Source organism: Pseudomonas sp. HMSC066A08 (genome assembly GCF_001813025.1).
GTDB lineage: Bacteria > Pseudomonadota > Gammaproteobacteria > Pseudomonadales > Pseudomonadaceae > Pseudomonas > Pseudomonas aeruginosa.
The window spans coordinates 1-22,449 of sequence record NZ_KV811250.1 but is presented as its reverse complement, the minus strand read 5'-3'; the positions used below and the strand labels follow the sequence as shown (position 1 = coordinate 22,449).

Below are 22,449 nucleotides of genomic sequence, written 5' to 3'. Positions count from 1 at the left end.
GCACATGAAAATAAAATACTTTTTATTCTAGCCCGGAGCCGCTCTGACTCCGGGCTCTCGGCGGTCAGTTGACCGCGTCGCGCAGGGCCTTGCCCGGCTTGAAGGCGACGGTGTTGCTGGCCTTGATCTTCACCGGCTGGCCGGTCTGCGGGTTCTTCCCCGTGCGGGCTCCGCGATGGCGTTGCAGGAAGGTGCCGAAACCGACCAGGGTCACGCTGTCCTTGCGGTTCAGCGCGCCGGTGATTTCATCCAACAGGGCGTTGAGAACGCGATTGGCCTGTTCCTTGGTGAGATCGGCCTTTTCGGCGATAGCGGCGGCTAGTTCTGGTTTACGCATAGTTGCCTCTTTGACGGTTTGTTGTTTTTGTGTCCGTGCTGTCTTCCCAGCAGCGCTCAAAGGCACCGCAGTCCACCGGAACCATAGGCTCTAGACTGCGGTAGACGCGATGGAGGATGGCATGCTCCCGAGGACTGCGCCAGTATCGTCCGACAATTTTGCCGCAAGTCTCGACGGCATAACGGCCGGAACCAATGGCATTCAAGCCATGAGGCCGGGTAACTCTTTGTTCAGGGCCAATTTTTCGTTCACCGCCGCTCCGGTCAGGGCATAACCGATCACTCGACCAGCGGTATCCCGGCACAGGACCTTGAGGTCCGTTCCAGAGCCTTCCACTAGCCATTGGCCATCCATTCCGCGCGGCGGCGGCGACACCACCAGCGGGCAAGCCGGGGTCTTCACCGTCACCGGCATGGAACCGTAGGCCACCTGGCTGGGGTTGCCGGCGAGGGTCTGCGCCAGCGCGCGTGCGCAGGCCATCAGCGGCATCACATAGAGCAGGTTGAGGCCGTCCACTTCGGCGCAGTCGCCCAGCGCGTAGATGTTGGCGTGGGAGGTGCGCAGCGAGCGGTCGACAACGATCCCGCGGTTGACCGCCAGCCCGGCGGCGAAGGCCAGTTCGGTGCGCGGACGCAGGCCGACGGCGGAGACCACCAGGTCGCAGGGAATCACCTCGCCATCCGAAAGATGCGCTTCCAACCCCTCGCCGGCCTTCTTCAGGCTGGCCAGCACCGGCCCCAGGTGGAAGCGCACGCCGAGGCCTTCCAGGCCTGCCTGCACGGCCTTTGCCGCGGCCGGGTGGAGCAGGCCCGGCATGACCTGCTCGCAAGGCGCCACCACGTCGAGCTGGTAGCCGCCGCTGGAGAGGTCGTTGGCGAATTCGCAACCGATCAGCCCCGCACCGAGCAGCAGTACCCGGCGCTTGCCGGCAGCCGCCTGGCGGAAGCGCGCGTAGTCTTCCAGGTCGTTGATCGGGTAGAGCGCGTCCTGGGCATCGCCCTCGACCGGCACCCGGATCGGCTCCGCGCCCCAGGCCAGGACCAGGTCGCGATAACGCACCTCTTCCTCGCCGATCCAGATCCGCTGGTGGCCCGGATCGATACCGGTGACCCGGGTATGGGTCAGGATGCGTGCGTTCAGTTGCTCGGCCATGGCGCCCGGTTCGGCCATGGCCAGGCCGTCGGCGTCCTTGTTCTTCGAGAAGCCGGTGGAGAGCATCGGCTTGGAATAGGAACGGCCGTCGTCGGCGGTGATCATCAGCAGCGGCGTCTCGCTGTCCAGCTTGCGCCACTCGCGGGCCAGGTTGTAGCCCGCCAGGCCGGTTCCGATGATTACCAGGGGCGCACGCTCGCTCATTTCCGTTCCTCTGTGATTGCCGGCGCCGGGCGCCGCTTCTGTGGATTTCGTTCAGGCGATCTCGATCATCTCGAAATCGATCTTGCCGACACCGCAGTCCGGGCAGACCCAGTCCGCCGGGATGTCTTCCCAACGGGTTCCCGCCGGAATGCCTTCTTCGGGCAGGCCCAGGGCTTCGTCGTAGATGAAGCCGCAGACCACGCATTGCCACTTGCGCATAGCTACCCTCCTCGTTCGTCGAACCTAGCTCAGCGTCGGTGGCCGGCCAACGGCAAGGCTGCCGGGCGTTCCCGGCAGGACAGTCAATGACCGGACCCAAGTCCCAAGGATAACCCCTGGACGGCCGCTGGCCAGGCATGAAAAAAGGCGGCCAGGGCCGCCTTCTTCGCCGGCGAGCGGGGCTCAGCCGATTTCGATCATCTCGAAGTCCAGCTTGCCGACGCCGCAGTCGGGGCACAGCCAGTCTTCAGGCACGTCTTCCCAGCGCGTTCCCGCCTCGATGCCTTCTTCCGGCCAGCCTTTGGCCTCGTCATAGATCAGTCCACACACCACGCATTGCCACTTCTTCATTGTTTACCTCGGGCGGGTTACCACGGTTCAGCGCCGGCAACCTATAACAAATCCACCCTGTCCGCCAACCTGCCCGAAAGGCAAGGTGGTGCCGAACGGGCCAACCAAAGATGGGTGGTGCCCACCGGTCGCCTCACAACCCCTCGGCTCCGATCCGCGCCACCCGGGCGTCCTCTTCGGCGCGTACGCCGGAAACCCCGACCGCGCCGACCACCTGTCCGTCCACCAGGATCGGCACGCCGCCCTCCAGGGTGGCCTGCAGCAGCGGCACCGAGAGGAAGGCGCTGCGTCCGCCGTTGATCATGTCCTCGTAGCGCTTCGTTTCCCGGCGCCCGAGGGCGGCGCTGCGGGCCTTTTCCGTCGCGATGTAGGCACCGATCGGCGCGCAGCCGTCGAGGCGCTCCAGTGCCAGCGGGTGGCCGCCGTCGTCGACCACCGCGATGCTCACCGCCCAGCCTTGGCGCTGTGCCTCCTCGCGGGCCGCGCCAAGGACGCGGGCGACCTCCTCGCGGCCGAGTACCGGCTTGCTGTGCATGGTTTCACTCTCCTCCGGGCAAGGCCTGGTCGAGCAGCTCGATCCAGTGGCGTACCGGGGTCCGTCCGGCCCCGTCGAGATGGGCCTGGCAACCGACGTTGGCCGTGGCGATGACATCCGGCGCACCGCTTTCCAGGGCGTCCAGGCGGTTGTCGCGCAGACGCCGGGACAGCGCCGGCTGGGTCAGCGAGTAGGTGCCGGCGGACCCGCAGCAGAGATGACCGTCGGCCACCTCGGTGAGATGGAAGCCCAGTCGCCGCAGCACCGACTCCACGGCCCCGCCCAGTCGTTGCGCGTGCTGCAGTGTGCATGGGCAGTGGAACGCCAGGCGCTGGTCGCAGCGCAGGCCGAGGGACTCCAGCGGCTCGTCGCGAAGCACTTCCACCAGGTCGCGGGCAGCGGCGGCGACCTCGCGCGCCTTGTCCACGTACCGTGGATCGTCGCGCAGCAGGTAGGCGTAGTCCTTGACGAAGGCGCCACAGCCGCTGGCGGTCTGCACGATGGCCTCGGCACCCTCGCGCAGCAGTGGCCACCAGGCGTCGATATTGCGCCGCGCGCGCTGGCGGCCGCGCTCCTGCGCATCCAGGTGGAAATCCAGCGCGCCGCAGCATCCGGCCGCGGCCGCCGGCGTCACACTGATTCCCAGGCGGTCCAGAACCCGCGCGGCGGCGGCGTTGGTGTTCGGCGACAGCGCCGGCTGCACGCAACCTTCGAGCAGCAGCACGCGCCGCGCATGCCGGGGCTGCGGCCGCCTGCCCGGCGCCGCGACCCGACGTGGCAGCTTGCCCTGCATCGCCGCAGGCAGCAGAGGCCTCAGCCGCCCGGCAGCGCCGGCCAGCGCGCCGAACAACCCCGGGCGCGGGGCCAGCAGGCGCAGCCCGCCGCGCAGCAGGCGCTGCCGGAAGCCGCGCGGCAGGCGTTCGGCGAGGAGGTCGCGGCCGATATCCAGCAGCTTGTGGTATTCGACTCCGGACGGGCAGGTGGTTTCGCAATTGCGGCAGCTCAGGCAGCGATCGAGGTGCAGGCGGGTGCGCTCGCTGGCCTCGTCGCGCTCGAGGAACTGCTTGATCAGGTAGATCCGTCCGCGCGGGCCGTCGAGTTCGTCACCCAGCTCCTGGTAGGTCGGGCAGGTAGCGTTGCAGAAACCGCAGTGCACGCAGCTGCGCAGGATGCGCTCGGCTTCGGCGGCCTCGGCGCGTTGCCGGGCGGAATCGCAGAGGTTGGTTTGCATCGCGCCTCCTCAGAGTTCGGCGTACATCCGCCCGGGATTGAAGATGCCCTGCGGGTCGAGCTGGCGTTTGAGTGCCCGGTGCAGGCCGAGCAGTCCAGGCGGTAGCGGCTGGAACGGCGCATCGAGATGGCCGGCGCGGTAGCAGGTGGCGTGGCCGCCATGGGCGGCGGCCCACGCGCGGATGTCCGCGGCCGGCGCGTCGCTCTTCAGCCAGCGCAGCGCCCCGCCCCAGTCCAGCAACTGACGGCCGGGCAACGGCGTCTCCGGCGCCAGCGCCGGCAGCGACAGGCGCCAGAGCGGTCGCGGGTCGTCGAAGAACGGCAGGCGCTGCTCGCGCAGGTCGGCCCAGAAGCCGTCATCGAGCGCTTCGCCACCGAGGCGGTCGCGCGCCGAGCGTACCGAGCCCTCGCCGCCCTCCAGGCGCAGGCGCAGGGCTTCGCCGTCGTGGCAGGCCGCACTGATCGGCAATGGCTGGCCTCCCCACTCGGCCAGCTTGCGCAACGCCGTCGCCACCGGCAGGTCCAGGCTCAGGCCGGCCTGGCAGCGCGGCATGGGCAGCACCTTGAAGGACACTTCGGTGACCACCCCGAGGCAACCGAAGCTGCCCGCCAGCAGCCGCGACAGGTCGTAGCCGGCGACGTTCTTCATCACCTCGCCGCCGAAGCGCAGGTGGGTGCCCAGGCCACTGATCAGCCGCGTGCCGAGGACGAAATCGCGTACCGCTCCCGCCCAGGGCCGGCGCGGTCCGGACAGGCCGCTGGCGAGCACCCCGCCGACCGTCGCCCGGCCGCCGAACCCCGGCGCCTCGCAGGCAAGCATCTGCCCGCCGCGCGCCAGCACGGCCTGTAGCTCGTCCAGCGGCGTACCGGCACGGGCGGTGATCACCAGTTCGCAGGGATCGTAGGCGACGATCCCGCGGTGTTCGGCGAGCGCCAGCGGCTCGCCCGCAACCGGCCTGCCGAGGAATGCCTTGCTATCGCCGCCGACGATGCGCAGCGGCGCGCGGCGCGCCAGGGCGTCGCGGACCCGCTCGAGCAGCGCGCCGGCATGGTCGGCGCCAGCGTCCGGATCGAAATACGGCTGGCTCATCAGAAACGCTCCAGTTCAGGGAACGGCAGTCGACCGTGGTGGACGTGCATGGCGCCGAACTCGGCGCAGCGATGCAGGGTGGGCACGTTCTTGCCGGGATTGAGCAGCCCGGCCGGGTCGAATGCCGCCTTCACGGCGTGGAACAGGGTCAGCTCGTCGGCATTGAACTGAGCGCACATCTGGTTGATCTTCTCGCGGCCGACGCCATGTTCGCCGGTGATGCTGCCGCCTACCGCCACGCATAACTCGAGGATCCTGCCGCCCAGCGCTTCGGCGCGCTCCAGCTCGCCCGGCAGGTTGGCGTCGAAGAGGATCAGCGGGTGCATGTTGCCGTCGCCGGCGTGGAATACGTTGGCCACCCGCAGGCCGTATTCGCGCGAAAGCTCGGCGATGCCATGCAGCACGCGCGGCAGCTCGCGGCGCGGGATGCTGCCGTCCATGCAGTAGTAATCGGGGGAAATCCGCCCGACCGCCGGAAACGCATTCTTGCGCCCGGCCCAGAAGCGCTGGCGCTCGGCCTCGTCTTGGGCCTGTCGCACCGAGGTGGCGCCAGCCGCCTCGAACAGCTCGCGGACCCGCTCGCAATCCTCGTGCACGTCGGCTTCCACGCCGTCCAGTTCGCAGAGCAGGATCGCCGCCGCGTCGACCGGGTAGCCGGCGTGGATGAAGTCCTCGGCGGCGCGGATCGACAGGTTGTCCATCATTTCCAGCCCGGCCGGGACGATGCCGGCACCGATCAGGTCGGCCACCGCCCGCCCGGCGCTTTCCACATCGTCGAAGCTGGCCAGCAGGACCTTCGCCAGTGGCGGGCGCGGCAACAGCCTGACGGTGACCTCCACCACCACGCCGAGCAGCCCTTCGGAACCGGTGAACAGCGCCAGCAGGTCGAAGCCGGCGCTGTCCAGGGCGCTGGACCCCAGGCTCAGGCGCTCGCCCTCCAGGGTCACGATGTCCACCTGCAACAGGTTGTGCACGGTCAGGCCGTACTTCAGGCAATGCACGCCGCCGGCGTTCTCCGCGACGTTGCCGCCGATGGAGCAGGCGATCTGCGAGGACGGGTCCGGTGCGTAGTACAGACCATGGGGGGCAGCGGCCTGGGAGATCGCCAGGTTGCGCACGCCAGGCTGGACTCGGGCGAAACGACCCAGCGGATCGATCTCGAGGATCCGCCGGAAACGCGCCATCACCAGCAGCACGCCGTTCTCCAGCGGCAGCGCGCCGCCGGACAGGCCGGTACCGGCACCGCGCGCCACGACCGGCACCTTCAGCCGATGGCAGAGGGCGAGCAGGCCCTGAACCTGTTCGATGCGTTCCGGCAATGCCACCAGCAACGGCGTGCAGCGATACGCCGAGAGTCCGTCGCACTCGTAGGGACGCAGGTCTTCCGCGGCGTGCAGCAGCTCGAGGTCGGGCAGGCGGAGGCGCAACTCGGCCAGCAGGCCCTCCTTGTCCACCTGCGGCAGCGGACCGTCCAGACGCTCGTCGTAGAGGATGTTCATGGCGGCTGTCCTTGTTGTGGTTGTCGGCGGGATCAGCAAGCGTCCACAGCCTGTACCGCGCGGACGCTGGGGTCCAGCAGGCGTCGAACTGGTCCTACCAGTATCGCCAGGAGCCATGGGCATGAGGCGCATGCTAGAAAGTCCCTGAGCTTCTATAGTGAGTAACGACAGCCAACTGGTCCTACCAGTGCAACGGGAGCTTCCATGCAGAAACAGCGGGTGGCCGACCAGGTCGCCGAGCGTATCGAGCGGCTGATCGTCGACGGCGTGCTCAAGGTCGGCCAGGCACTGCCATCCGAGCGGCGCCTGGTGGCCAAGCTCGGCTGCTCGCGCTCGGCCCTGCGCGAGGGCCTGCGGGCGCTGCGCGGGCGCGGCATCATCGACACCGAGCATGGCCGTGGGTCGTTCGTCGCCGACCTCGACCGCAACGCCGACGCCAGCCCGCTGATGCACCTGTTCGGCTCCCAGCCACGCACCCTCTACGACCTGCTCGAAGTCCGCGCCCTGCTGGAGGGCGAGGCGGCCCGTCTGGCAGCGCTACGCGGCACCGGGGCAGACTTCGTCCTGCTCGCCCGGCGCTACGAAGAGATGCTCGCCAGCCACGAGGAAACCCAGCCGATCGATCCCCGCGAGCACGCCCGCCGCGACCACGCGTTCCACCGGGCGATCAGCGAGGCATCGCACAATCCGGTGCTGGTGCATACCCTGCAATCGCTCAACGAACTGCTCCTGAGCACGGTGTTCGCCTCGGTGAACAACCTCTATCACCGGCCGCCGCAGAAACGCCAGATCGACCGCCAGCACGCGCGCCTCTACGCGGCCCTCCGCGAGCGCCAGCCGGACCAGGCGCAACGGGCGGCGCGCGAACATATCCACAGCATCCGCGACAACCTGCGGGAGATCGAGCAGGAAGAACAGCGCCTGGTCCGCGCCACCCTGCGCCTGAACGGCTGGGGGTGACTCGCCACCGCGTCGCAGACCGGCCGCCGACCGAACGTGCTACCCTCGCCGCCTTCTGCCGCCGTCTCGTAGTCCCGTCATGCCCAGCACTGCGCTCTGGCTTCGCGCCGACCAACTGTCCAGCGTCTCCCCCGCCGTCCTCGACTGGCTGTTCGACGAGGGGTCGCTGACCCGGCGCCTGACCGCCCTGGCCGACGGCGCGTTCCGCGTCGAACCCCTGCTGGAAGGCTGGCAGACCCTGCGCGACGACGAATGCCAGGGGCTCGACGTCCCTCCCGGCAGCAGCGGCTGGGTCCGCGAGGTCTACCTGCATGGCCACGATCGTCCCTGGGTGTTCGCCCGCAGCGTGGCGGCGCGCAGCGCCCTGGAAGGCTCGGGCTTCGACCTGGCGCTGCTCGGCACCCGCTCGCTGGGCGAGTTGCTGTTCAGCGACAGCGCCTTCGAGCGCGGGCCCATCGAAGTCTGCCGCTATCCGGCGGCCGGCCTGCCCGCCGAGGTCCGCGCCGAGGGTCTCTGGGGCCGTCGCTCACGGTTTTCCCGCGGCGCGCTCGGGGTGCTGGTGGCGGAGGTGTTCCTACCGCGCCTGTGGGACCAGGCGGGAATCGCCGACGTATAATCCCCCGGTCGACTCCGGAGGTCCCCATGTTCGTCACCCTGATCAAGCCGCTGGCCCGCCTGCATCCCCGCGCCTGGGACTTCGTCCAACTGGTGCGGCTGGACCGGCCGATCGGCATCTACCTGCTGCTCTGGCCGACCCTCTGGTCGCTGTGGATCGCTGCGGACGGCGTGCCGGAACTGAAGAACCTGCTGATCTTCGTCCTCGGCGTCATCCTGATGCGCGCCGCCGGCTGCGTGATCAACGATTTCGCCGACCGTAATTTCGACGGCCACGTCGCACGCACCAAGGCGCGCCCGCTGGCCACCGGCAAGATCAGCGTGCGCGAGGCCTGGATCACCTTCGCCGTCCTGGTCGCGCTGAGCTTCGGCCTGGTCCTGCTGACCAACGCAACGACCGTCTGGCTGTCGTTCGGCGCGGTAGCCGTGGCCTCGCTCTACCCCTTCATGAAGCGCTACACCTACTATCCGCAGGTGGTGCTGGGCGCCGCCTATTCCTGGGGCATCCTGATGGCCTTCACCGCCGAGCGCGGCGAATTGCCGGCCAGCGCCTGGCTGCTGTTCCTGGCCAACGTGCTGTGGACGGTCGCCTATGACTCCTACTACGCGATGACCGACCGCGAGGACGACCTGAAGATCGGCATCAAGTCTACCGCGATCCTCTTCGGCGATGCCGACCGCCTGATCATCGGCAGCCTGCAGGGCCTGACCCTGCTCCTGCTAGCGCTGGCCGGCAACCGCTTCGAACTGGGCCTGTGCTTCTACCTCGGCCTGGCGGTGGCGGCGGCCTGCTTCGCCTGGGAAGCCTGGTCGACCCGCGACCGCGACCCGCAGGCCTGCTTCCGCGCCTTCCTGCACAACCACTGGGCTGGCCTGGCGATCTTCCTCGGCACGGTCGCCGACTACGCGCTGCGTTGAGCGGCGCGCAGGCCGGCGACCGTCTAGTCCATGTCCGGCTGGGCGACGTGCCAGGCGCCCATCTTGCCGTCACCGTTCTTGTCGCCAGGCTTCTTGTCCTGGATGAAGGTATAAAGGGGCTTGCCGTAGTAGGCCCACTGCTGGGTGCCGTCCTCGCGAGCGACCAGGCTCCAGTCGCCGCTGGCCTGCGCTCCCTGGGCCGCTGCCAGCGGCGGCCAGTTCTTCGCGCACGGCCCGGAACAGGCGGATTGCCCTTCGCTGTCCTTGTCGTAGGTATAGAGCGTCATGCCCTTGCCATCGACCAGCACGCCGTCCTTCTCGGTGGCCGGCGCCACCGTTTCCTGGGCCAGCGCGGCGAACGCCGGCAGGGCCAGCGCCAGACCCAGCGCCAGGTGGATTCTGTTCATCGCGTCTCTCTCCTGTGTCTTCAGGTGGAGCGTTCGCCGCCCGCGGGGACGGCACCGGAACCTGTTGAGCATAGCCCCGCCGCGGGCAGTCGGCGGAAACTACGCCGTTGTGTCACATACCTGACACAATTTCGTTATCTAATGCGGCGCAAGACAGATCGACCCGAGGCAAGACCATGGTTGGCAAGACAATCCTCATCGTTGATGACGAAGCACCGATTCGCGAGATGATCGCCGTGGCCCTGGAGATGGCCGGCTACGAGTGCCTGGAGGCGGAAAACACCCAGCAGGCGCACGCGGTGATCGTCGACCGCAAGCCGGACCTGATCCTGCTCGACTGGATGCTTCCCGGCACTTCCGGCATCGAACTGGCGCGACGCCTGAAGCGTGACGAACTGACCGTCGACATCCCGATCATCATGCTCACCGCCAAGGGCGAGGAGGACAACAAGATCCAGGGCCTGGAGGTCGGCGCCGACGACTACATCACCAAGCCGTTCTCGCCCCGCGAGCTGGTCGCCCGCCTGAAGGCCGTGCTGCGCCGCACCGGGCCTGGCGACAGCGAGGCGCCGATCGAGGTCGGCGGCCTGCTGCTGGACCCGATCAGCCACCGCGTGACCATCGACGGCAAGCCGGCCGAGATGGGCCCCACCGAGTACCGCCTGCTGCAGTTCTTCATGACTCACCAGGAACGCGCCTATACCCGCGGCCAACTGCTCGACCAGGTCTGGGGCGGCAACGTCTATGTCGAGGAGCGCACCGTCGACGTGCATATCCGCCGCCTGCGCAAGGCGCTCGGCGAGGTCTACGAAAATCTGGTTCAGACTGTCCGCGGGACCGGCTATCGTTTCTCCACCAAGAGCTGACCCGGCTCCCGGCCGCGCGGCGGCCGGAGTCGTTTCCCCCGGACGGTCCGTGACGGACCGCCACTGGACAGGATGCAATCCGTCGTGAACCAAGACTGGCGTGGAGCGCTGATCCGCCACCTGCTTCTCGTGCTGGCCGCCAGCCTCGTACTCGGCGTGGTCAGCGGCCATTACGGCTGGGCCCTGGCCCTCGGCCTGGCTCTCTACCTCGGCTGGACCCTCTGGCAGCTACTGCGCCTGCACCAGTGGCTGCGCAACCACCAGCCAGACGAGCCGCCGCCGGACAGCTACGGCCTCTGGGGCGAAGTCTTCGACAATATCTACCACCTGCAACGCCGCAACCAGCGCGCCCGCGGCCGCCTGCAGGCGGTGATCGACCGGATCCAGGAGTCCACCGCGGCGCTGCGTGACGCGGTGATCATGCTCGACAGCGACGGCAACCTGGAATGGTGGAACCTCGCCGCGGAAAACCTGCTCGGCCTGAAGACCCCGCAGGACGGTGGCCAGCCGGTGAGCAACCTGATCCGCCATCCGCGCTTCAAGGAATACTTCGACCAGGAGGATTACCGCGAGCCGCTGGAAATCCCCTCGCCGATCAACGAGCGCCTGCGCCTGCAATTCCACATCACCCTCTACGGCAATCGCGAGCACCTGATGCTGGTCCGCGACGTCACCCGCGTCCACCAGCTGGAGCAGATGCGCAAGGACTTCGTGGCCAACGTCTCCCACGAGCTGCGCACGCCGTTGACGGTGATCGCCGGCTACCTGGAGACCCTCCTCGACAACGTCGAGGATGTGAACCCGCGCTGGCTGCGCGCCCTGCAGCAAATGCAGCAGCAGGCCGGACGCATGCAGAACCTGCTCAACGACCTGCTCCTGCTGGCCAAGCTGGAGGCCACCGACTACCCCGGCGACAACAAGCCGGTGGCGGTGGACGCTCTCCTCGCCAGCATCCGTAACGACGCCCAGGCCCTGTCCGCCGGGCGCAACCACCGCATCAGCCTGGACGCCGCACCCGCTGTGCAGCTCAAGGGCAGCGAGGCGGAACTGCGCAGCGCCTTCTCCAACCTGGTATTCAACGCGGTGAAGTACACCCCCGACGAAGGCGAGATCCGCATCCGCTGGTGGGCCGACGAACAGGGCGCGCACCTGTCGGTGCAGGACACCGGTATCGGCGTCGACCCCAAGCACCTGCCGCGCCTGACCGAGCGCTTCTACCGGGTGGACTCCAGCCGCGCCTCCAACACCGGCGGCACCGGCCTCGGCCTGGCCATCGTCAAGCACGTGCTGATCCGCCACCGCGCGCGCCTGGAAATCAGCAGCGTGCCCGGCAAGGGCAGCACCTTCACCTGCCATTTCGCTCCGGCGCAGGTCGCCGAGGCCGAGCGCAAGGCGCCAAAGTGAGCCTCGTCGCGGTGCCGCGCCGCCGGCGTCGGTACGGCCAAGACTTGCAAGCGACGACACAGCCCCTCATTCTTAAGGGCCTTTTGGCTACCGCACACCCCCATGGACCCTTCTCCTAGTACCAGCATCGCCACCTATTTCGCCGATGCCGGCCTGATCCTCTTCGCGCTTTTCCTCGTCCTGCTCAACGGCTTCTTCGTCGCCGCCGAGTTCGCCATGGTCAAGCTCCGCGCCACCCGCGTGGAAACCATCGCCAAGCAGCACGGCTGGCGCGGCGCCATCCTGCGCAAGGTACACAACCAGCTGGACGCCTACCTGTCCGCCTGCCAGCTGGGCATCACCCTGGCCTCCCTGGGCCTGGGCTGGGTCGGCGAGCCGGCCTTCGCCGAACTCCTGGAACCGCTGCTGGCGATGATCGGCGTGCATTCCGACGAACTGATCCGCGGGATCTCCTTCTTCACCGCGTTCTTCATCATTTCCTACCTGCACATCGTGGTCGGCGAGCTGGCGCCCAAGTCCTGGGCGATCCGCAAGCCGGAACTGCTATCGCTGTGGACGGCGGTGCCGCTGTACCTTTTCTACTGGCTGATGTACCCGGCGATCTGGCTGCTCAACGCCAGCGCCAACGCCATCCTCAAGATCGCCGGCCAGGGCGAGCCCGGCCCGCACCACGAGCATCACTACAGCCGCGACGAACTGAAGCTGATCCTCCACTCCAGCCGCGCCCAGGACCCCAGCGACCAGGGCATGCGCGTGCTGGCCTCGGCGGTGGAGCTGGGCGAGCTGGAGGTGGTCGACTGGGCCAACTCCCGCGAAGACCTGGTCTACCTCGAGCACGACGCGCCGCTGGCGGACATCCTCGCTGTGATCCGTCGCCACAAGTACAGCCGCTACCCGGTCTGGGACAGCCACAAGGGCGAGTTCATCGGCCTGCTGCACATCAAGGACCTGCTGCTGGCGCTGTCCGCCCTGGACAGCCTGCCGGAGACCTTCGACCTCGACGAACTGGTGCGCCCGCTGGAGATCGTCACCAAGCACACCCCGCTGTCGCGCCTGCTGGAGCAGTTCCGCAAGGGCGGCGCGCACTTCGCCGTGGTGGAAGAGGCCGATCACAAGGTGGTCGGCTTCCTGACCATGGAGGACGTGCTGGAAGTGCTGGTCGGCGACATCCAGGACGAACACCGCAAGACCGAGCGCGGCATCCTCGCCTATCAGCCGGGCAAGCTGCTGGTGCGCGGCGACACACCGCTGTTCAAGCTCGAGCGCCTGCTCGGCATCGACCTCGATCATGTCGAGGCGGACACTCTCGCCGGGCTGGTCTACGACACCCTGAAGCGGGTACCGGAGGAAGAGGAGGTCCTCGACACCGAGGGCCTGCGGATCATCGTGAAGAAGATGCGCGGTCCGAAGATCGTCCTGGCCAAGGTGGTCAAGCTCGACTGAGACGAGCTGGCACCGGCGGCTTTCAAGGCTCGCGGACGATGGCGAAGTTCGGCAGGCTGTCGACCGGCTGGGCGAAGTCGTAGGGAATCGACTCCAGCGCCAGGCCGACGTTGCGCTGGATCACGAAGTGCAGGTGCGGCCCGCTGCTGTTGCCGGTGTTGCCGGAGCGCGCCAGCGGCGTGCCGACCTGGACCCGCTGGCCCTCGGCGACCAGCACCGAATGGCGCATCAGGTGCAGGTAGACGCCCATGGTGCCGTCGTCGTGCAGGATGCGGACGAAGTTGCCCGAGGGATTGTTGCCGCGCCCGCTCTGGTTGTTCTCGATCTTCACCACGGTGCCGCCGCGGGCGGCGATGATCGGCGTGCCCTCGGGCATGGCGATGTCCATCGCGTAGCGGCCCTTGGGGGTGAAGTGGCTGTACTTTCCATTGGCGCCCTGGGACAGGCGGAACGGCCCGCCGCGCCAGGGCAGCGGATAGCGATAGAGCAGCGGCTGCTGGCGCGGGTCGCCGAGCGCGTAGCGCAGCTTCGGCGTGTAGCTCATCGGCTTGCCGGCCTTGCGCGGCGCCAGGGTCGCCAGGCGCACCTGGCTGCGCGGCGGGACCACCCAGCGAATCGGCCCGTCGGGCACCCCGACGGCATTGCGCGGGTTGCGGATTCGCAACTCGACCTCGACCGGCGCGTAGAGGTCGTTGCGCACCTGCAGGGTCTCGCCACCCGCGTGCTTCTTCGTCTCCAGCTTCACTTCCCGTTCCAGGTGCTCGACCATCCGGTCGCGGAAGACGAACACCTGCGCCCCGGCCACGGCGCGGTCGGAGTAGGTCACCACGCCATTGGCGTCGGTGTACTTGTAGATGGTCAGGGCCGCAGCCGGAGCTGCCGCGGCGAACAGGCCACAGAGAAGGAGAAGGCGCCCTAGCATGACTGCACGGATCATGTCGTTCTGGTTATCCCGAATCGGCAAGACTAGCAGCGCTTTATTGCCAGGGCGAGACGACAGCGAGCGGGCTGTGAACGGATCGTCGGGAAAAAACCGCTCAGGCGCCGGGAACGTAATGCTTCTGGGTACTTCCGCGGGCGATCAGGCGCGACAGGTAGTCGAGCTTCTGCGGGTCGCGGTCGACGAAACGCAGGGTCAGCAGCAGCCAATCGCTGTCCGGCTTCGGCTCCAGCGCGGCGATGGCGTGCAGGTAGCCGTTCAGGCGCGCCACGTCGCTGTTTTCCTCGAGGTCCAGCACCGCGCTTTCCAGCACCTGCGGCAACGGGTCGGCGCGCTTCACCACCAGTTGCGCTTCCTTCAGGCTGACCGCCTTGATCACGCAGGGCATGCTGCTCTGCGGCAGGCGCAATTGCGCCTGGCCCAGCGGGTTGCCGCTGCCGGCGGGACGCGCACTGGCCTGGGGAGCCGAAGCCGGCTTCGGCGCGGGGGCCGGTTTTGCCGGACTGGCGGCGGGCTTGATCACCTCGGCGCGACCGCCGGTCAGGGCGGCCAGCGAATCGTTGGCCATGCCGCTGGCGATTTCCCGGCGCGGCGCGTGGGCCGCCAGGGCTTCCAGCTTGCCGCTGCGGCTCAGGGCCTTCTTGATCTTGGCCACCAACTGGTCGTTGGAGAATGGCTTGCCGATGTAGTCCGACACCCCGGCCTGGATCGCCTGGACCACGTTCTCCTTGTCGCCGCGACTGGTGACCATGATGAACGGGGTAGTCTTGAGGTTTTCCTGGGCACGGCACCAGGTCAGCAGTTCGAGGCCGGACATCTCCGGCATCTCCCAGTCGCAGAGGATCAGGTCGACGTTCTGCCGACTGAGCAGTTGCTGGGCCTTGCGGCCGTTCACGGCCTCCTCGATATGAAGGCCGGGGAAGTTGTCGCGCAACCCTTTCTTCATCAGATCTCGGATGAAGGGGGCGTCATCCACCACTAGCGCGCTGACTTTGCTCATCGACTTCTCCTGGACAGGTCCGCCTAGGATAGCCTCCCCTGCTGGCAGGATGCCAAGCCTTGCTGCAGTCGCGCGAAGAAACAAGGCTCCAGGTCAAGGGAGCCTTGCCTGCGGAAGATCACTCGCCGCGGTTGTTCTCGACCTCTTCCTTCATGCGGGTCAGGCCGATGTGACGAACGTCGGTGCCGCGAACCAGGTAGATCACCAGCTCGGCGATGTTGCGCGCATGGTCGCCGATGCGCTCCAGCGAGCGCAGGGCCCAGATGATGTTGAGCACGCGGGATATCGCCCGCGGATCTTCCATCATGTAGGTGACCAGCTCGCGCAGGGCGGTCTTGTATTCGCGATCGACGGTCTTGTCGTACTGCGCCACGGACAGCGCCAGGTCGGCGTCGAAGCGGGCGAAGGCGTCCAGTGCCTCCTGCACCATCTTCTGCACCTGGCTGCCGATGTGCCGAACCTCGACGTAGCCGCGCGGCGACTCGCCCTCCTCGCACAGCTGGATGGCGCGGCGGGCGACCTTGGAGGCCTCGTCGCCGATCCGCTCGAGGTCGATCACCGACTTCGAGATGCTGATGATCAGGCGCAGGTCGGAAGCCGCCGGCTGGCGCCGGGCGAGGATACGCACGCACTCCTCGTCGATGTTGCGCTCCATCTGGTTGATCTGGTCGTCGATCTCGCGGACCTGCTGGGCGAGGCCGGAGTCGGCGTCGATCAGCGCGTTGACCGCGTCGTTGACCTGCTTTTCCACCAGCCCGCCCATGGCCAGGAGGTGGCTGCGCACATCCTCCAGCTCGGCGTTGAACTGCTGGGAGATGTGATGGGTGAGACTGTCTTTGTTGATCATGTGGGGAATCCTTCTGGAGCCGCTGCGACCGGTGACATCAACGAGCTACGGAGAGCGCCGGAGGCAGCGGTATCGCCGCGCCCCCGGACGCGCCGCTAGCCGTAGCGGCCGGTGATGTAGTCTTCGGTCTGCTTCTTCGCCGGGTTGGTGAACAGCGTATCGGTGTCGCCGAACTCGATCAGCTTGCCCATGTACATGAACGCCGTATAGTCGGAAACCCGCGCGGCCTGCTGCATGTTGTGGGTAACGATGACGATGGTGAACTTCGACTTCAGCTCGTAGATCAGCTCTTCGATCTTCAGCGTGGAGATCGGGTCCAGCGCCGAGCACGGCTCGTCGAGCAGCAGCACTTCCGGTTCCACCGCGATGGTCCGGGCGATCACCAGGCGCTGCTGCTGGCCACCGGACAGGCCGAGGGCGGACTCGTGCAGGCGATCCTTCACCTCCTCCCACAGCGCAGCCCCCTTCAGCGCCCACTCGACGGCCTCGTCAAGTACGCGCTTCTTGTTGATGCCCTGGATACGCAGGCCGTAGACCACGTTCTCGTAGATGCTCTTGGGGAACGGGTTGGGCTTCTGGAACACCATGCCGACGCGACGGCGCAGCTCGGCGACGTCGACGCCCTTGGCGAAGATGTTGTGGCCATCGAGGCGGATCTCGCCTTCGACGCGGCAGCCGTCCACCAGGTCGTTCATCCGGTTGAAGCAGCGCAGCAGGGTCGACTTGCCGCAGCCGGACGGGCCGATGAAGGCGGTCACGCGCTGCTTCGGAATGTTCATCCGGACGTCGAACAGGGCCTGCTTGGCACCGTAGAACAGGTTCAGCCCGGGCACTTCCAGTTCGACGCTTTCGGAAGCCAGGTCGAGGCTCTGGCGGTCGCGGCCGAGCGCATCGAAGTTGATGCCGTGGCTGGCGGTCTCGTTTTGCATGGGAAGCTCCCTCAATCAGTTTTCCAGGGCCTTGTACTTCTCGCGCAGGCGATTGCGGATCGCGATGGCGGAGAAGTTCAGCAGGGCGATCACCACGACCAGCAGCAACGCCGTAGCGTATACCAGCGGCCGTGCGGCCTCGACGTTGGGGCTCTGGAAACCGACGTCGTAGATATGGAAACCGAGGTGCATGATCTTCTGGTCGAGATGCACGTACGGATAGTTGCCGTCGACCGGCAGCGACGGTGCCAGTTTCACCACGCCGACCAGCATCAGCGGCGCCACTTCGCCGGCGGCACGAGCCACGGCGAGGATCAGGCCGGTCATCATCGCCGGGCTGGCCATCGGCAGGACGATCTTCCACAGCGTTTCCGCCTTGGTCGCGCCGAGCGCCAGGGAGCCTTCGCGGACCGCGCGCGGAATCCGCGCCAGGCCTTCCTCGGTGGCGACGATCACCACCGGCACGGCGAGGATCGCCAGGGTCAGCGAGGCCCAGAACAGCCCGGGGGTACCGAAGGTCGGCGCCGGCAGGGCCTCGGGGAAGAACAGCCGGTCGATGGAACCGCCCAGCACGTAGACGAAGAAGCCCAGGCCGAACACGCCGTAGACGATCGCCGGTACGCCGGCGAGGTTGTTCACGGCGATGCGGATCACCCGGGTCAGCGGCCCCTGCTTGGCGTACTCGCGCAGGTAGACCGCGGCGATCACGCCGAACGGGGTGACGATCAGCGCCATCACCAGGGTCATCATCACGGTGCCGAAGATCGCCGGGAAGATGCCGCCCTCGGTATTGGCCTCGCGCGGATCGTCGCTGAGGAACTCCCAGAGCTTCTTGAAGTACACCGTCATCTTGGTGCCCAGGCCCATGGCGTTGGGCTGGTAGGCATGCACCAGCTTGCCAAGGGTGATTTCGCTCTCGCGGCCGCTGGCGTCGCGCATTACCACGCTGTCGCGGTTGAACTCCTGGTGCAGGCCGTTGAGCTGCTCTTCCAGGACCTTGTAGCGCGCCTGCAGCTCGCTGCGCTCGGCGGCCAGGTCGGCCTGGGCGGCGGCGTCCAGCTTGCCGTCCAACTGCAACTTGCGCTCTTTCAGGCGCAGGCGCTCGAGACCGTGGTTGATCGCGCCGATGTCGCCCTTCTCCAGCTTGTAGAGCTTGGCGTAGAGGTCGTCCACCCGCTGCATGCGCTTCTGCAGCTCGCCTACCGCGGCGTCGCCTTCGGCGACCACCTGGCCGTTCTCCTTGACGCTCAGCAGGTAGCCGTAGAAGTTGCCCCACTCGCGGCGTTCGAGAACCATCAGCGCTTCGGGGCGCTTGATGTCCTGCAGCCACTCGCCGACGACCCAGGAGAAATCGCTGCCGTAAAGCTCGCGGTTGCCCAGCTTGAGCAGCTCGCGGGTCATGAATTCGGGGCCGGCCTCCGGGACCGGCATGCCGGCGCTGCGCAGGCGCGCGCGCGGCACTTCCTCGGCCTGGACCACCTCGCCGATCACGGTCTTGGCGGCTTCGCCAGGGATCTGGTAAGTCGCCTCGATGACGTTCGCCGGCCAGAAGTGGCCGAGGCCGCGTACCGCGATCACCGCCAGCAGGCCGATGGTCATGATCACCGCGATCGACACCGCGCCGGCGTTCATCCACACCCAGGGCGAGCCGCTGCCGAACCAGGCTTTGACGGTTTCCTGTTTCTGTTTCACAGAGCTATACCTCCGCCGCTTACAACGACGCGTATTTCTTGCGCAGACGCTGACGGATCAGCTCTGCCAGGGTGTTCATCACGAAGGTGAACGTCAGCAGTACCAGCGCCGAGAGGAACAGCACGCGGTAGTGGCTGCCGCCGACCTCCGACTCGGGCATCTCCACCGCGACGTTGGCCGCCAGGGTGCGCATCCCCTCGAAGATGTTCACTTCCATCACCGGGGTATTGCCGGTCGCCATCAGCACGATCATGGTCTCGCCGACGGCGCGGCCCATGCCGATCATCAGCGCCGAGAAGATGCCTGGGCTGGCGGTCAGGATCACCACGCGGGTCAGCGTCTGCCAGGGCGTGGCGCCCAGGGCCAGGGAGCCGTAGGTGAGGCTGCGCGGCACGCTGAAGATGGCGTCCTCGGCGATCGAGAAGATATTCGGGATCACCGCGAAGCCCATTGCCAGCCCGACGATCAGGGCATTGCGCTGGTCGTAGGTGATGCCCAGGTCGTGGCTCAGCCAGAGGCGCATGTCGCCGCCGAAGAAGGTGGTCTCCAGGTGCGGGCTCAGCCACAGGGCGAAGGCGCCGACGGCGAGCACCACCGGGATCAGCAGCGCGGCCTCCCAGCCGGCCGGCAGGCTCAGGCGGATACGCTCGGGCAGGCGGCTCCAGAGCAGGCCGGCGAGAAGGATGCCCAGCGGCGTCAGCAACAGCAGGCTGAACACCCCCGGCAGGTGGCCTTCGACGTAGGGTGCCAGGAACAGGCCGGCGAAGAAGCCGAGGATCACCGTCGGCAGCGCCTCCATCAGCTCGATCACCGGCTTGACCTTGCGGCGCATCGCCGGAGCCATGAAATAGGCGGTGTAGACGGCAGCCGCGATGGCCAGCGGAGCTGCCAGGATCATCGCGTAGAAGGCGGCCTTGAGCGTGCCGAAGGTCAGCGGCGAGAGGCTCAGCTTCGGTTCGAAGTCGGTGGTCGCGGCGGTGGACTGCCAGACGTAGGCCGGCTTGTCGTAGCTCTCGTACCAGACCTTGCCCCAGAGCGCGCTCCAGGAGATTTCCGGGTGCGGGTTGCTCAGGGCGAAACGGTGGATCTTGCCACCCTGCTCCAGCAGCAGGCGGTTGGCCCGCGGCGACAGGGTGATGATCCCGGAAGAGTCGGCTACCGGCTGGACCAGCAGGGGACGGGGCGCGGTGCTGTGGAAGACGCCGAGGTTGCCCTTCTCGTCCAGGGCGATGAAGCCCTTGCGCCGTTGTTCCGGAGCGATGGCGCTGATCGGCGCGCCATCCAGGTTGAAGTCGCGAACGTGCGACAGGCGCGGCTCACCGTCGGTATCGCGAGCCATGAACCACTGGGCGATGCCACCCTTGGAGTCGCCCACCAGCAGCGAGATTCCGCCCAGCAGTTGGGTGCTCGCGGTGACCTCGGCGTTGGGGTCTTCCAGCAGCTTGTAGCGACCGTTCAACTGGCGGCTGTGCAGGTCGAACACATCGGCGGTGGCACGTCCGTTGATCACGTACAGCCACTGCTTGCGCGGGTCGAGGTAGATGGCTTTCACCGGTTCGGCGATCTGCGGGAGTTCGATGCGCTCCTCGTCCAGCGTGCTTTCGCCGGTCAGCATGTTCTCTTCGCGAGTCATGCTCAACAGCAGCAGTTGCTTGTCGACGGAGCCAGCCAGCAGCAGGCTGTCGTCGCCGGCATTGATACTCACATGCTCCAGCGGGCGGCCCTGCGGATCGAGACCGATCGGGGTCTCGCCGTAGGGGAAGGCGATCTCCGGGGTGATGGTCTTCTTGTTGTCCGGGTAGGTGACCTTGTAGGTGTGCTGGAACACCAGCACCTGTCCGTTGGACAGGCCCAGGGCGACCGTCGGGCTGCCCGGCTGGTCCTGGGCGATCGAGCGGATCTCGCTGCCCGCCGGAAGCGGCAGAGCGACACGCTTCAGTTCGACACCGGTCTTGGCGTTGAAAAAGAGGATCTCGCCCTGGCCGCCGACGCGCATGGCCACCTGGTTCTGCTCCTCGATGCTGAGCAGCAGGGGCACCTGCGCCTGCTGCATCCAGGCCGGGGTCAGCGCTTCGCGGGTCTCCAGGTCGGCGCCGCGGAACAGCGGGAGCACGACGTAGGCCAGGTAGAAGAAGATCAGGGTGATCGCCGCCAGCACGGCCAGGCCGCCGACCAGCACGTACCAGCGGGTCAGGCGGTCCTTGAGGGCACGGATGCGGCGCTTGCGTTGCAGGGCTGGCGTATTGAAGTCAATCCGCTCGGGAGCAAGGGAGGAGTTCATCGGGGAGTTGGCCATGTCGTTCATGGGGTGACACCCTAAAGGCTCTGTATGACAGACAGATGACAGCAACATGACGCAACAAAGCCCGCCAGCAGAGCCTCGCTGGCGGGAAAGGCCGGCGGGTCCTAGCGCCCGCCGGCAGAGCCTTCATGCCTGGACGGCCCATCGCTGGGCCATCCGCTCAAGTCACTGGATTACAGGCCCAGTTCCTTGATCGCCTTCTCGGCCACCTTGGCCGGCAGCGGGATGTAGCCGTCCTTGACCACGACCTGCTGGCCGGTCTTGGACAGGACCAGCTTGAGGAACTGAGCCTCCAGCGGATCCAGCGGCTTGTTCGGCGCCTTGTTCACATAGACGTAGAGGAAGCGCGACAGCGGATAGGTGCCGTTCAGGGCGTTCTGCTCGTTGTCCTCGACGAAGGCAGCGCCTTCCTTCTTGGCCAGGGCCACGGTCTTCACGCTGGCGGTCTTGTAGCCGATACCGGAGTAGCCGATGCCGTTCAGCGACTGGCTGACCGACTGCACCACGGAAGCCGAACCCGGCTGCTCGTTGACGTTCGGACGGAAGTCGCCTTTGCACAGGGCTTCTTCCTTGAAGTAGCCGTAGGTGCCGGAAACCGAGTTGCGGCCGAACAGTTGCACCGGCTTCTTCGCCCAGTCGCCGGTCAGGCCCAGGTCGCCCCAGGTCTTCACGTCCTGCTTGCTGCCGCACAGGCGGGTAGCGGAGAAGATCGCATCGACCTGCTGCATGGTCAGGCCTTTGATCGGGTTGTCCTTGTGCACGAAGATCGCCAGGGCGTCGACAGCGACCGGGACGGCGGTCGGCTTATAGCCGTACTTCTGCTCGAAAGCCTGCAACTCGACGTCCTTCATCTTGCGGCTCATCGGGCCCAGGTTGGCGGTGCCTTCGGTCAGGGCCGGCGGCGCGGTGGAAGAACCGGCAGCCTGGATCTGGATGTTCACGTTCGGATAGAGGCGCTTGTACTCCTCGGCCCACATGGTCATCAGGTTGGCCAGAGTGTCGGAGCCGACGCTCGACAGGTTGCCCGACACACCGCTGGCCTTCTGATATTCCGGCAGCGCCGGGTCGATCGCGGCTACCGCGGAAGCGGCGCCTACGCCTGCGGCGACGAACGTCAGGGCCGCCATCAAACGCTTGAGTTTCATGCCTTGCTCCTTGGACAGGATGGGGTTGGATGGAACGGGGGCCAGTATCGTCAGGCCGCATGAAGACTCTATGAAAGGAATGTGACAGTTGGATGAAATGCCATCAGCCTTCCGACATTTTTCCGCAAGCCTTGGGAGAAGCCCTGCCACACCCCTAAAAGCCTGGAAACACTAGGGCTCCAGCCTTTCATGGAGGGGCCGGGGAGGCCCTCTGGAGCGCGTTTTCGATCCGCCTGGGGGAGGTAGCCGTCCATCCGCTTCATGCAGGATGGGTAGTTTCCAGGGCAATTGTGACAGTCGCCGCCGGCATCCGCCGTCGAGAAAAGAAGCGAGCAAGCACGCTTTTTCCGAGCGCAAAAGCAAA

Annotated in this window: 22 protein-coding genes; 6 read left to right on the top strand and 16 right to left on the bottom strand. The window is 67.0% G+C overall.

The genetic code is table 11. The features are described from left to right. Positions 1–64: 64 nt before the first annotated feature. The 8 genes from HMPREF2886_RS03080 to glcD all read right to left on the bottom strand — a co-directional run bounded on the left by HMPREF2886_RS03080 (position 65) and on the right by glcD (position 6,617). Positions 65–337 (bottom strand): HU family DNA-binding protein, encoded by a 273-nt coding sequence (locus tag HMPREF2886_RS03080; RefSeq protein WP_003096630.1) that lies wholly within the window; start codon positions 335–337, stop codon positions 65–67. A gap of 201 nt (positions 338–538) precedes the next feature. Next, the gene (gene alkT, locus HMPREF2886_RS03075; protein ID WP_070746785.1) at positions 539–1,693 is read right to left on the bottom strand and encodes a rubredoxin-NAD(+) reductase AlkT; all 1,155 of its coding nucleotides are present in this window, start codon (positions 1,691–1,693) and stop codon (positions 539–541) included. 51 nt (positions 1,694–1,744) lie between these two features. Beyond that, complete coding sequence (locus tag HMPREF2886_RS03070; RefSeq protein WP_003098329.1) at positions 1,745–1,912, bottom strand: rubredoxin; 168 nt, start codon at positions 1,910–1,912, stop codon at positions 1,745–1,747. 183 nt (positions 1,913–2,095) lie between these two features. Then, complete coding sequence (locus HMPREF2886_RS03065) at positions 2,096–2,263, bottom strand: rubredoxin (RefSeq protein ID WP_003098330.1); 168 nt, start codon at positions 2,261–2,263, stop codon at positions 2,096–2,098. A gap of 133 nt (positions 2,264–2,396) precedes the next feature. Then, complete coding sequence (locus HMPREF2886_RS03060) at positions 2,397–2,798, bottom strand: heme-binding protein (protein WP_003098332.1); 402 nt, start codon at positions 2,796–2,798, stop codon at positions 2,397–2,399. A gap of 4 nt (positions 2,799–2,802) precedes the next feature. Then, positions 2,803–4,029 carry a glycolate oxidase subunit GlcF gene (gene glcF, locus HMPREF2886_RS03055; protein ID WP_033978490.1) on the bottom strand — a complete coding sequence of 409 codons (1,227 nt, stop codon included), beginning with the start codon at positions 4,027–4,029 and terminating at the stop codon, positions 2,803–2,805. 9 nt (positions 4,030–4,038) lie between these two features. Then, positions 4,039–5,118 carry a glycolate oxidase subunit GlcE gene (gene glcE / locus HMPREF2886_RS03050; RefSeq protein WP_039028182.1) on the bottom strand — a complete coding sequence of 360 codons (1,080 nt, stop codon included), beginning with the start codon at positions 5,116–5,118 and terminating at the stop codon, positions 4,039–4,041. Then, positions 5,118–6,617 (bottom strand): glycolate oxidase subunit GlcD, encoded by a 1,500-nt coding sequence (gene glcD / locus HMPREF2886_RS03045; protein WP_039028181.1) that lies wholly within the window; start codon positions 6,615–6,617, stop codon positions 5,118–5,120. The genes glcE and glcD overlap by 1 nt, the downstream gene beginning before the upstream one ends. Positions 6,618–6,821: 204 nt before the next feature. Here glcD and glcC point away from each other — a divergent pair, with 204 nt between their 5' ends. From glcC to ubiA, 3 genes are all read left to right on the top strand, one after another. Then, on the top strand, positions 6,822–7,577 hold the full coding sequence (glcC, locus tag HMPREF2886_RS03040; protein ID WP_033973156.1) for a transcriptional regulator GlcC: 756 nt from the start codon (positions 6,822–6,824) through the stop codon (positions 7,575–7,577). A 79-nt stretch (positions 7,578–7,656) separates the two neighbouring features. Beyond that, the gene (locus HMPREF2886_RS03035) at positions 7,657–8,193 is read left to right on the top strand and encodes a chorismate lyase (RefSeq protein WP_070746783.1); all 537 of its coding nucleotides are present in this window, start codon (positions 7,657–7,659) and stop codon (positions 8,191–8,193) included. Between the two features lie 26 nt (positions 8,194–8,219). Then, positions 8,220–9,110, top strand: a complete 891-nt coding sequence (ubiA, locus tag HMPREF2886_RS03030; RefSeq protein ID WP_033973158.1) for a 4-hydroxybenzoate octaprenyltransferase — start codon at positions 8,220–8,222, stop codon at positions 9,108–9,110. A gap of 23 nt (positions 9,111–9,133) precedes the next feature. On the opposite strand, the gene HMPREF2886_RS03025 is transcribed toward ubiA, so the two are convergent. Next, the gene (locus HMPREF2886_RS03025; RefSeq protein WP_033973159.1) at positions 9,134–9,517 is read right to left on the bottom strand and encodes a COG4315 family predicted lipoprotein; all 384 of its coding nucleotides are present in this window, start codon (positions 9,515–9,517) and stop codon (positions 9,134–9,136) included. Positions 9,518–9,693: 176 nt separating this feature from the next. On the opposite strand from HMPREF2886_RS03025, the gene phoB reads away from it, so the two are divergent. The 3 genes from phoB to HMPREF2886_RS03010 all read left to right on the top strand — a co-directional run bounded on the left by phoB (position 9,694) and on the right by HMPREF2886_RS03010 (position 13,230). Next, positions 9,694–10,383, top strand: a complete 690-nt coding sequence (gene phoB / locus HMPREF2886_RS03020) for a phosphate regulon transcriptional regulator PhoB (protein WP_003096653.1) — start codon at positions 9,694–9,696, stop codon at positions 10,381–10,383. A 72-nt stretch (positions 10,384–10,455) separates the two neighbouring features. Continuing rightward, complete coding sequence (gene phoR / locus HMPREF2886_RS03015) at positions 10,456–11,787, top strand: phosphate regulon sensor histidine kinase PhoR (protein WP_003121316.1); 1,332 nt, start codon at positions 10,456–10,458, stop codon at positions 11,785–11,787. Positions 11,788–11,889: 102 nt separating this feature from the next. Continuing rightward, positions 11,890–13,230 (top strand): hemolysin family protein, encoded by a 1,341-nt coding sequence (locus HMPREF2886_RS03010; RefSeq protein ID WP_003096655.1) that lies wholly within the window; start codon positions 11,890–11,892, stop codon positions 13,228–13,230. A gap of 22 nt (positions 13,231–13,252) precedes the next feature. Here the strand turns inward: HMPREF2886_RS03010 and HMPREF2886_RS03005 are convergent, their stop codons facing one another. The 7 genes from HMPREF2886_RS03005 to pstS all read right to left on the bottom strand — a co-directional run bounded on the left by HMPREF2886_RS03005 (position 13,253) and on the right by pstS (position 22,085). Beyond that, positions 13,253–14,152: a peptidoglycan DD-metalloendopeptidase family protein gene (locus HMPREF2886_RS03005; protein WP_033973161.1), complete on the bottom strand. Its 900-nt coding sequence runs from the start codon at positions 14,150–14,152 to the stop codon at positions 13,253–13,255. A 115-nt stretch (positions 14,153–14,267) separates the two neighbouring features. Beyond that, positions 14,268–15,170: a response regulator gene (locus HMPREF2886_RS03000; RefSeq protein WP_003096657.1), complete on the bottom strand. Its 903-nt coding sequence runs from the start codon at positions 15,168–15,170 to the stop codon at positions 14,268–14,270. 118 nt (positions 15,171–15,288) lie between these two features. Continuing rightward, positions 15,289–16,017: a phosphate signaling complex protein PhoU gene (gene phoU, locus HMPREF2886_RS02995; RefSeq protein WP_003096661.1), complete on the bottom strand. Its 729-nt coding sequence runs from the start codon at positions 16,015–16,017 to the stop codon at positions 15,289–15,291. 95 nt (positions 16,018–16,112) lie between these two features. Next, on the bottom strand, positions 16,113–16,946 hold the full coding sequence (pstB, locus tag HMPREF2886_RS02990) for a phosphate ABC transporter ATP-binding protein PstB (RefSeq protein ID WP_003096663.1): 834 nt from the start codon (positions 16,944–16,946) through the stop codon (positions 16,113–16,115). A gap of 15 nt (positions 16,947–16,961) precedes the next feature. After that, positions 16,962–18,638, bottom strand: coding sequence for a phosphate ABC transporter permease PstA (pstA, locus tag HMPREF2886_RS02985; RefSeq protein WP_033978494.1), 1,677 nt, complete (start codon positions 18,636–18,638; stop codon positions 16,962–16,964). Positions 18,639–18,657: 19 nt separating this feature from the next. Next, on the bottom strand, positions 18,658–20,691 hold the full coding sequence (locus tag HMPREF2886_RS02980) for an ABC transporter permease subunit (RefSeq protein ID WP_083318513.1): 2,034 nt from the start codon (positions 20,689–20,691) through the stop codon (positions 18,658–18,660). A 422-nt stretch (positions 20,692–21,113) separates the two neighbouring features. Continuing rightward, positions 21,114–22,085, bottom strand: a complete 972-nt coding sequence (pstS, locus tag HMPREF2886_RS02975; RefSeq protein ID WP_003096673.1) for a phosphate ABC transporter substrate-binding protein PstS — start codon at positions 22,083–22,085, stop codon at positions 21,114–21,116. Positions 22,086–22,449 lie beyond the last annotated feature (364 nt).